We start from the raw sequence: 9,210 nt of genomic DNA on the forward strand, positions 1-9,210 counted from the left end.
GTGATCGTTGCGCTCGGCGGATCCCTGTTCAGTACGTTCGCACTCGCTCCCGTCCTGGCCGCGGAACTCGACGCGCCCAGCCGTCTGCGGGTGTCCCGCCGAATCGTTCGCCGCCTCGGCGCGATCGTGCTTACGTCGCTGGCCGTGCTGGTTGTGACCGGCATCTTCAACGTGCTGTTCATCGGCGGGGTTTCGATTCTGCTCGCGATCAAATTGATTCTGGTCGTCGTCGTTATCGGCCTCGCGCTCTATCAGTATGGAAATATCGGCACGCAAATCTGGCGGGCCGCCGGACCGAGTCCGGAGGTCGCCGCGCTCCAGGCGCGCTTTCGCCGCGTCGGGCTGACCGTCGGCTCGCTCGTGCTGCTGATTGTCTACCTCTCGATCGGACTTACCCGAGGCGCAGGCGCGATCGTCGCGTCGATTCGCTGAAGGTTAACGGATGCCTCGAAGGAAAAAACCGCGCCGAACTCCCCGATGGATGGGACGGCTGACGTTTGTAGCGCTCGTGGTGGGCGTCATCTTTACACTGAGCTACGGAAGCGGCGCGCATATCGTCGTGCGATACCTGAATCCCTCGTTCGGCGCGTGGTGGAATGCCAACGAGTTCGCAATCGTCGAGTGCGCCGCGGCCGCAATCGGAATGTTGATCGGAATTCGAATCGGCGCGCGGCTGGTGTATGGCGGCGCGCTGAAGAACCGCTCGATGATCGCCGCGGTGATAGTATCTGGCGTCGTGCTGCCGATTGTCGGACGCCGCAGCGCAGAAATCGCGCGCTTCAGATTCACCACCGGCGCATCCGCCAACGAATTGCTTATCGACCGCTTCGGCTACGAAACCGGAATGTTTCTTGACAAGCTTCTGTCAGCGGGCGTTTACTCGATCAAGATTGCTGCGTTCGCGCTTCCAGTCGGTATGATTCTGTTCGGTGTCGCGATTGCGATCTTCATGACTTCCGAACCCACTCGCGACACCGCCGCCGCAACCTCCAAATGAAGCCTCGCAAGCCAAACGCCATCAGCCGCCGATCGTTCATCAAGGGCGCCGGCGCGGTCGCTGCCGCCGCAGGCCTGGTGCGCGTTCGGCCCGCGTCCGCCGACCAGAAGACGCTGCCTCCGGGTGTCCTCGAAAAACTTGGGCCTGAAGCCGCGACGATCGAACTCAATATCAACGGCAAGCCCGCGACGCTCGAGATCGAGCCGCGCGTGACACTGCTGGGCGCACTGCGCGAGCACCTCGGGCTGACCGGCACCAAGCTCGTCTGCGATCGCGGCGCGTGCGGTGCATGTACCGTGCATCTCGACGGCAAACCCGTGACTTCGTGCATGGTGCTCGCGATCGACGCGCGCGGTCATCAGGTCACAACCATCGAAGGTCTCGGCACGCCGTCGAACATGCATCCGGTGCAGGCGGCATTCGTCGAAGAGGACGCGCAGCAATGCGGCTTCTGCACGCCCGGGATGGTGATGTCGGTCGCGGCGGCGCTCGAAAAAAATCCTGCTGCGACGACAGACGAAATCAAACACGCGACCGCGGGAAATACCTGCCGCTGCGGCACTTACCCGCACGTCTTCGCAGCCGCTCTCAGAGCCGTCAAGCCGGGACGCGCAACCAAGGCCTTCTGATGTCGCGACGCGTCACGCTCAACCTTGGCTATCAGGGCAACACGCGCGACGTCACGGTCGTCATCCCCGACGACGAGCCGACGCCGTGGCAGTGGGGCGAACGACTGTCGGTCGTCGGCAAGCCGGCGCCACGCGTCGATGGACCGCTGAAGGCCACGGGCGCCGCGCACTACACCTACGATATCGAACTACCCGGGATGCTCCACGGCGCGATGCTTCGCAGTCCGTGGCCGCATGCACGGATTCGCAATATCGATCTGTCGGCGGCGCAGCATCTGGCCGGCGTGCGCGCCGTGCTCGCGCTCGACGATCGCGAAATCCGCTTTGCCGGCCAGGAAGTCGCCGCTGTCGCTGCGATCAGTTCCGACCTCGCCGCCGACGCGCTCAAGTTGATCAAGGTCGATTACGAAACGCTGCCGTTCGTGGTCGATATGGACTCCGCGGCCAAAGATTCTGCGCCGCGAGTCTTTGGCAGCGGGTCGAACGTCGGTAAGATCAAGCATTCGAGCGTCGGCGACGTGCCGAAGGGACTCGAGATCGCAGCGAACACGATCGAGGCGACCTACACGACGCCGGTGCAGACCCATGTCTGCCTCGAAACGCACGGCGCGGTCGCGAGCTTTAACCCGGCCGGCGATCAGCTTACGGTCTGGTGCTCGACGCAGGGCGTCTTTTCGGTGCGCGACGACTTGGCGGTGTATTTCAGCCTGCCGCCCGACAGCGTGCGCGTAGTCTGCGAGTACCTCGGCGGCGGCTTCGGATCGAAATTCGGCGCGACTCCAGAAATTATTGTTGCCGCCCGGCTGGCGAAGGCGACCGGAGTGCCGGTCAAGGTGATGCTCCCGCGCGCCGACGAGCATCGCTCGACCGGTAACCGTCCCAACTCCGAGCAGAAGGTCAAGATGGGCGTCGATCGCGCGGGAAAACTGATCGCGATCGATCTCGTGACGCGCGGCAGCGGCGGAATCGGCGGCGGCGCGGGCAGTGCGGGTCCGTTCGGCTCGGTCTATCGATGCGCCAACATCCGAGTCGAGGAAAGTAACATCTATACGAATGCCGGGCCGTCGTCGCCGATGCGCGCGCCTGGCTGGCCGCAAGGATGCTTCGCGCTGGAGCTCGCGATGGACGAGATGGCGCGCAAGGCGGGAGTCGACCGGCTCGAGTTCCGCCGCCGCAACAGCGACAACCCGGTCCGCGCCGCCGAATACGATATTGGCGCGCGCGCGTTCGGATGGGCCGAGAAAAATGAAGCAGCAAAATCCACCGGTCCAATCAGGCGCGGCGTCGGCGTCGCGTCCGCCGAATGGCATGCGGTCGGAGTGTCTGGCCCGGAGGCGCAAGTGATCGCGCATCGCGACGGCAGCGTCGAAGTGCGCGTCGGCACGCAGGATATCGGTACCGGCACGCGCACGGTGCTCGCGATCGTCGCGGCCGAGGAGCTAGGACTGCCCGTCGATCGCGTGAAGTCGGAAATCGGCGACACGCGATTTCTATTTTCAGTGCCGAGCGGCGGCAGCCTCAGTGCTCCTTCTAATTCGCCGGCGGTGCGCCAGGCCGCGGCGCATCTCAAGGACAAGCTGTTTCGGATCGCCGCGCCGATTCTTGGCGCCGAGCCCAACGACCTCGAGGCGACTGGCGAAACGATTCGCGTGCGCACCAATCCTTCGCGTGCGATTTCGTTTAACGACGTGTGCAAGCGGATTCCCGGCGATTCGATTTCCGCGCAAGGCGAGCGCGTGCCCAACTACGCGGGGTTCCGCACCGATCAGGCGGGATGTCAGTTCGCGGAAGTCGAAGTCGATACCGAGACGGGAATCGTGCGTGTGACGCATGTCGTTGCGGTGCACGACGCGGGACGAATTGTCGATCCGCTGACGGCGCGCAGCCAGGTCAACGGCGGCATCCTGATGGGAATCGGGTTCGCGCTTTTCGAGGATCGCCGGATGGATCCGCAGCTCGGCATCATGGTGAATCCCACGATGGATGACTACAAGCTCCTCGGCGCGCTCGACGTGCCGCAGATCGACGTGACGTTTTTCGAAGTCGCCAACGGCATCACGAATACCGGCGTGATGGGACTCGGCGAGGTGGCGCACGTTGCGAGCACGGCCGCGGTCGCATGCGCGGTGTACGACGCTATTGGCGTGCCGGTGCGCTCGCTCCCGATGACGCCCGACCGCGTGCTGGCGGCGCTGGGACACGCGTGAAGGATTTGGAATCGCGATGAATCGATTCGAAGTAATCACGCCCGCCGATGTCGCAAGCGCGTCGCGACTGCTGGCCGAGGATGGCAACGTCGCATTTGCGGGCGGCGTCGATGCCGTCGATCTGTCGAAGCAAAATATCGTATCGCCAGTCGCGCTGGTGAATCTCAAAGGCCTGAAAGAGCTTGGCGGGATCGAAGTGCGCCCGTCGGGGGATCTTCGACTTGGCGCCACGGTGAAGCTGAGCGAAGTCGCCGAGCATCCTGTGATTCGCGCGAAGTTCACTGCAATTGCCGAGGCCGCCGGCGAGGCGGCGACGCCGCAGATTCGCAACCTCGGCACGGTCGGCGGAAATATCCTGCAGCGTCCGCGATGCTGGTATTTTCGCAATCCCGACGTGAATTGCCTGAAGAAGGGCGGCGACACCTGCTACTCGATCGGCGGGCTGAATCGCTATCACGCGATTCTCGGTGGCGGGCCGTCGTTCATCGTGCATCCGTCGAATCTTGCGCCGGCGTTGATCGCGATGCGCGCGAGCGCAACGATCGTCGGCCCAGCCGGCACCCGCAACATTGAGCTCGAGAAATTCTTCACGCTGCCGACAGTCGATGCGAAGCGGGAAAATTCTCTCAAGCCCGGCGAAATAATCACCGAAGTGATCGTGCCCGCGCCGTCGGCTGGCGTGCGTAGCCATTACCTGGAGGCGCGCGAGAAGCAGAGCTTCGATTGGCCGCTAGTCAGCGTCGCGATCGTGCTCGACAGCGCGCCCGGTGCGAAGACCGTCCGCGATGCGTGCGTCGTGATGGGCGCGGTTGCGCCAATCCCATGGCGATCTCCCGAGGCAGAAGCCGCGCTCAAGGTCGGGCCGCTCGACGAGTCGCGCGCTCGCGCCGCCGCTGACGCCGCGCTGAAGGACGCGCAACCGATGTCCGACAACGCCTACAAAGTCGTGATCGCGAAAGTGATCGTGCGCCGCGCGATCATGCACACCGCCGGTTTGGAGGCCGCATAGTATGGCCTCGCCATTCTGCGCGCTGCTGCGCACGAAAACCGCGTACTATCGCACGCCCGACGGCGAGCGCATTTTCAAACCCGACGACGCGACCGCCTGCTACACCTGCCTCAAGACGCAGCGGCCGGTGGGACCCGACGGGCAGCCGGTCGATGCGCAAGGGTGCGGCGCGGATCGCGGATGCTTCGAGCAGGAATAAACCTTTTCGGGGGAGGACCGACGGCGGTGAGCACTCGCGCGCGGAATCGCTTTCGGCTGGCCGCGTGCTATGGTTCGCGAAAGGAACTCATCGAGGCTTCGTCAACGTCGGAACGAAACGCTACCGCCAGATCGCGGTCGAGTTAAAGTGATACTTTAGAAAATGAAAAAGCCGTACGGACTCCGCGTCACGCTGTCCGTCATCGCAATTTTCTCCGCGCTGACATTCGCTCTCACTCCCGCCCACCCCGAAGTAAAACCCGGCGACATGGTCACGGCCAAGAATGCGGAGCAGGTCCGCGCGCTCGTGAGCCCGGGCACCTTCATCGCGGTTTCCAGGGGCATGCAGATGAACATCGTGGCGACGAGCCGCGTCACCTGGCCGCCGCCGTTCCAGGATGCGACCGAAAAATATTCAGGACAGGTGCGCCTCGCCCCGGACCGTCGCGACTTGCTGGGCTACGTCGCCGGGCAGCCGTTCCCGCTGCTCGATCCCAACGACCCCGACGTTGCGGCCAAGATCATGTGGAACCAATACTTCAAGCCGATCGCGACTGACGACTACGATTTGCGTTTTTTCGAATGCCAGGTCGCGAAACAAAATCCCGGCGCGCAACAACAGTTGATGACGTTGACCGAGGTCGGTCATCTGGCGGGTTACTCGGATATCGGACGCACCGAGGTCGAGCCGATGCCGGCCGATCCGGATTTCAAGACTACCGGTATCTGGGCGCGCGCGGGCGCGTATCCCGCTCTTGCGCCTGCCGAAGATCGCGGCAGCGGCGCGATCCTCTATCGCTACTGGGACGCGATGAAGGCCGACGATACGTGGGCATTCCTGGCGGGTGCGCGGCGCGTGCGCCGGGTGAACGAAGTGATGTTGAGTTCCTCGCCGGGGCTTTCGACCTGGGACGCCGATCACGCCGGCGGATTTGGCGCGAAGCCGCAGGAGTACAACTTCAAATATCTCGGCGACAAAAACATGCTCGCGTGCGTGCATGCGCAGAACTCGCCCGCGCGTCCATGTCCGACTGACGGCGGCGCAACCTCGTGCAACGAAGATTGGGAGATGCGCCATCTGTACGTCGTCGAAGTGACGCCGCGTCCGGAAAGAATCACCGGCGTGCTGCAATCGAAGACGATTGTGTACGTCGATGGCGAGGGATGGTTCAATCCGTACGTCGACAGCTACGATCAGAAGGGCGAGTTGTGGAAGACGCAGATCTATCTCAACACCTATCGTGACCGCCCGGTGCCCGACGCCAAGATTGCGGTCTATCCGTTCAAGCGTGAGTTCATCGTCGCCGCCTCGAGCATCGACGTGCAGTCTGGCGTCTCGACGACGTGCTACCTGCCCGGCCCCGACACGCCCGAGCGCGAATGCTGGTACATCAACATGGGCGCAGTGGACAAGAGTTTCTTCACGACTGAGGCGCTAACGAAGGCTGGGCACTAGGATTTCATTACTCGGTTTACTCGAGCGACGATGCCCCGCGTCCTGCTGATTCATCAAAACGCCGTCGAAGCATCCCAGAGAGCGAAAACTCTGCACGCCGCCGCTTATGACGTCACCGTCATCGTGCCGCAAGGTCTGAAATTCCTGCGCGACGTCAGGCGAGCTATACCCGCCGCAATTGTGATTGATATCGAGCGGCTCCCTTCGGTCGGGCGCGACATTGGAATCGCCCTGCGGATGGCGAAATCGACCCGCGACCTGCCGATGGTGTTCGCGGGCGGCGTGCCGGAGAAAATCGCCGGCATCAGGATGTCTCTGCCCGACGCCTCGTACGCTCCCTGGCCGAAGGTGGCGACCGTACTGAAACGCGCGATGGCGGCTCGACGCACTACCGATCCGGTAGTGCCGCGATCGATCTTCGAGCCTTACTCAGGCACGCCGCTGCCGAAAAAACTCGGCATCAAACCGAACTCGTCGATCGCACTGCTCGATGCGCCCGACGGATTCTCCAAATCGCTTGGCCAATTGCCCGAAGGCGCGAAGCTGCTCGACAAACCCAGCCGCGATTGCAACTTGGCGATATGGTTCGTCCGCTCGAACAAGGAGCTGAATCGACGAATCAAGAAAATCGCAATGGATTTGGAAGACGGATTGATCTGGATCGTATGGCCGAAGAAAACCTCCGCGATAGTCAGCGACCTGTCGCAAGTATCGGTGCGCGGCGCCGGCCTCTCCAACGGACTGGTCGATTTCAAAGTGTGCGCAATCGATGAGACCTGGTCGGGATTGCTATTCAAGCGGCGAAAACCGGTTGCCGCGAGCAAATGAAAAACGGTCGGCGCCGTCTGACGCCGACCGCATAAGTCGAATTCGTCTATAGCTACTCGATCGCCAACGCATTGGGTGGCGAGCCGACTCCTCCCGGGGACCTTTGCATACCTGGTCGCTGTCTCTTCCCCACTCCCTGTCCCCGCGTCATTCAGAAAGTGGCACAGGCTTCAGTCTGTGATTCTTTCCTGGATTTGCATGGACCAGAAAAATCACAGGCTAAAGCCTGTGCCACCAAAATCAAGAACCTGAGAGCAAAATGGCGTACTCGCCGTTTTGCGATTAGTACTGGGTGCAGGGGTCGCCCCTGCCGAAGGAAGCGTGAAACCCACCGCGGGTTTCATATACAATCAAGTTCCCCCTTTGCCCTTGCTACTTGATTGCCAACGCATTTGGCGGCGAGCCGACTCCTCCCGGGATGTTCAAAGGCGCAGACGTCAGGAAAAAATCGTAGTTGCCGTCGGCGGCGCATTCTTCGGCCAGCCCTTCGAGGTTCCACATCTCGCCGATCGGCATTCCGAAGAATGCGAGCATGTGGAAATGCAGGAACTCCATTTCGTTGCCCGCAGTTTTCGGCAACGCCTCGAGCGCGGGCGAATCCGACGCGACAGCCGCGAGGTGATTGTCCCATAGCCATCGCGCGGTGCGCTCGGTGCCTTCGATTCCCGGCACGACGGTCTCCTTCGACAGCTCTTCCTTTATGTGCGCGCTCGCCGAGAGGTAAAACTTCGTCCATCCGATGCGAATCAGCAGGATGTCGCCGGCCTGCAGCTCGACGCCTTCATCTTCGAGCGTCGCTTTCACGTCGTCGAGCGGAATCGATTCGGCCTTGGTGAAGTTGATCGACTTGCCGACGCGATCGTAGTAGCGAGCTACGTCGGCGAGCACTCCGCGTCCTGCGATTCCACGGCGCGCGAGGTTGTCGATCCCCAGCCGCATCCCGCCGCGCCCGGTGATCTGATGGTCGGGAATCCCATTGTACGCTCCATGCACCGGATGCTTCACGTGCGCGAGCGCGTCCCATTGCGATGACGCTTGAGGATAGAAGTTGTCGAGGAAGTCGTCGAGCACAAATTCGGCGCCGGGGAAAATCTTGACGGTGTGCGTATGCTTGCCGCGGGTGAACAGCGGCGGATCGGGAATGTTGATCGGGAGATTCAGCGCGAACACCTTCCCCGTGCGTATCGACGACGTCGCCGCAACCACGCGCTCCGGCGTCAGCAGATTGATCGTGCCGACTTCGTCGTCGTCGCCGAACACTCCCCATGCCGCGCCCGCCGGTGCGCCCGCGCGAACCGGCAATTCGTCGTAGCCCGGGATCTTTGGCGAAGAAGATACTGCGTTTCGCATCGCGCGAGTCGCCCGCGCCGCGACTTCGCCGACTTTTCTCACCGCCGCGCGCTCTATCCGACCCGCGGCGCTCTCTATATCGATCGATGCGCGCGTCGCGGCCGTCACAATCTCGGCGACTCGACGTCCCATAGGCTTCGCTGATTTTTTCGCGGCGCTGCCCTTCGACGCCTTGGCCGCCACCGGCCGCTTTGGGCTTTTGGCCGTGGGTTTTTTGCGTTTGGTAGCTTTGGCAACGACTTTGCGGGCTTTGGGCGCCGCTTTCCTGATTTTCTTTTTGGGTTTGGCCATGGACGGAACCTCCTGAATTACTCGAGCGCGAACCGCCTCTTCTCATTAACAGACCGCTCGCTAATCGCAAGGCCAATGGCAGCGATTGACGCGCGCGATTTCCCACCCACTAAATACCTGCAATTCGGCCTTGAGGCCGCATACCCGCGATGGTACTGTGTGGGATTGCTCCTTGCTCCAACCTGGGGCTGCAATCCGTAAGGAGGACTTAGCAAGCGCATGCGGCGCTACGAAACTATTTTTAT

At 62.3% G+C, this 9,210-nt stretch carries 9 protein-coding genes; 8 read left to right on the top strand and 1 reads right to left on the bottom strand.

All coding sequences use genetic code 11. The annotated features are described in order from the left end of the window. The 8 genes from VIW95_RS16925 to VIW95_RS16960 form a co-directional block, all read left to right on the top strand. Window positions 1-432: hypothetical protein (locus tag VIW95_RS16925; protein WP_331588737.1), on the top strand; the 432-nt coding region annotated here is incomplete at its 5' end. Window positions 433-442: 10 nt separating this feature from the next. Then, window positions 443-997 carry a hypothetical protein gene (locus VIW95_RS16930; RefSeq protein ID WP_331588739.1) on the top strand — a complete coding sequence of 185 codons (555 nt, stop codon included), beginning with the start codon at window positions 443-445 and terminating at the stop codon, window positions 995-997. Then, window positions 994-1,626 carry a (2Fe-2S)-binding protein gene (locus VIW95_RS16935; protein WP_331588741.1) on the top strand — a complete coding sequence of 211 codons (633 nt, stop codon included), beginning with the start codon at window positions 994-996 and terminating at the stop codon, window positions 1,624-1,626. Before VIW95_RS16930 ends, VIW95_RS16935 begins: the two co-directional genes overlap by 4 nt. Beyond that, on the top strand, window positions 1,626-3,833 hold the full coding sequence (locus VIW95_RS16940; protein WP_331588743.1) for a xanthine dehydrogenase family protein molybdopterin-binding subunit: 2,208 nt from the start codon (window positions 1,626-1,628) through the stop codon (window positions 3,831-3,833). Before VIW95_RS16935 ends, VIW95_RS16940 begins: the two co-directional genes overlap by 1 nt. Window positions 3,834-3,849: 16 nt before the next feature. Next, complete coding sequence (locus VIW95_RS16945) at window positions 3,850-4,842, top strand: FAD binding domain-containing protein (RefSeq protein WP_331588745.1); 993 nt, start codon at window positions 3,850-3,852, stop codon at window positions 4,840-4,842. Between the two features lies 1 nt (window position 4,843). Further along, the gene (locus VIW95_RS16950; protein ID WP_331588747.1) at window positions 4,844-5,041 is read left to right on the top strand and encodes a hypothetical protein; all 198 of its coding nucleotides are present in this window, start codon (window positions 4,844-4,846) and stop codon (window positions 5,039-5,041) included. Window positions 5,042-5,203: 162 nt separating this feature from the next. Then, window positions 5,204-6,496: a DUF1329 domain-containing protein gene (locus VIW95_RS16955; protein ID WP_331588749.1), complete on the top strand. Its 1,293-nt coding sequence runs from the start codon at window positions 5,204-5,206 to the stop codon at window positions 6,494-6,496. 30 nt (window positions 6,497-6,526) lie between these two features. Continuing rightward, window positions 6,527-7,324 carry a hypothetical protein gene (locus VIW95_RS16960; RefSeq protein ID WP_331588751.1) on the top strand — a complete coding sequence of 266 codons (798 nt, stop codon included), beginning with the start codon at window positions 6,527-6,529 and terminating at the stop codon, window positions 7,322-7,324. A 372-nt stretch (window positions 7,325-7,696) separates the two neighbouring features. Here VIW95_RS16960 and VIW95_RS16965 read toward each other — a convergent pair whose 3' ends face one another. Continuing rightward, window positions 7,697-8,965 carry a cyclase family protein gene (locus VIW95_RS16965; RefSeq protein ID WP_331588753.1) on the bottom strand — a complete coding sequence of 423 codons (1,269 nt, stop codon included), beginning with the start codon at window positions 8,963-8,965 and terminating at the stop codon, window positions 7,697-7,699. Between the last annotated feature and the right edge of the window lie 245 nt (window positions 8,966-9,210).

Source organism: Binatus sp. (SeqCode) (assembly GCF_036522015.1).
GTDB lineage: Bacteria > Desulfobacterota > Binatia > Binatales > Binataceae > Binatus.

Excerpts from the sequence above, each read along its gene's own strand:
- VIW95_RS16930 (WP_331588739.1), top strand. The coding sequence starts at position 443 with ATGCCTCGAAGGAAAAAACCGCGCCGAACTCCCCGATGGATGGGACGG.
- VIW95_RS16935 (WP_331588741.1), top strand. The coding sequence starts at position 994 with ATGAAGCCTCGCAAGCCAAACGCCATCAGCCGCCGATCGTTCATCAAG.
- VIW95_RS16940 (WP_331588743.1), top strand. The coding sequence starts at position 1,626 with ATGTCGCGACGCGTCACGCTCAACCTTGGCTATCAGGGCAACACGCGC.
- VIW95_RS16945 (WP_331588745.1), top strand. The coding sequence starts at position 3,850 with ATGAATCGATTCGAAGTAATCACGCCCGCCGATGTCGCAAGCGCGTCG.
- VIW95_RS16950 (WP_331588747.1), top strand. The coding sequence starts at position 4,844 with ATGGCCTCGCCATTCTGCGCGCTGCTGCGCACGAAAACCGCGTACTAT.
- VIW95_RS16955 (WP_331588749.1), top strand. The coding sequence starts at position 5,204 with ATGAAAAAGCCGTACGGACTCCGCGTCACGCTGTCCGTCATCGCAATT.
- VIW95_RS16960 (WP_331588751.1), top strand. The coding sequence starts at position 6,527 with ATGCCCCGCGTCCTGCTGATTCATCAAAACGCCGTCGAAGCATCCCAG.
- VIW95_RS16965 (WP_331588753.1), bottom strand. The coding sequence starts at position 8,965 with ATGGCCAAACCCAAAAAGAAAATCAGGAAAGCGGCGCCCAAAGCCCGC.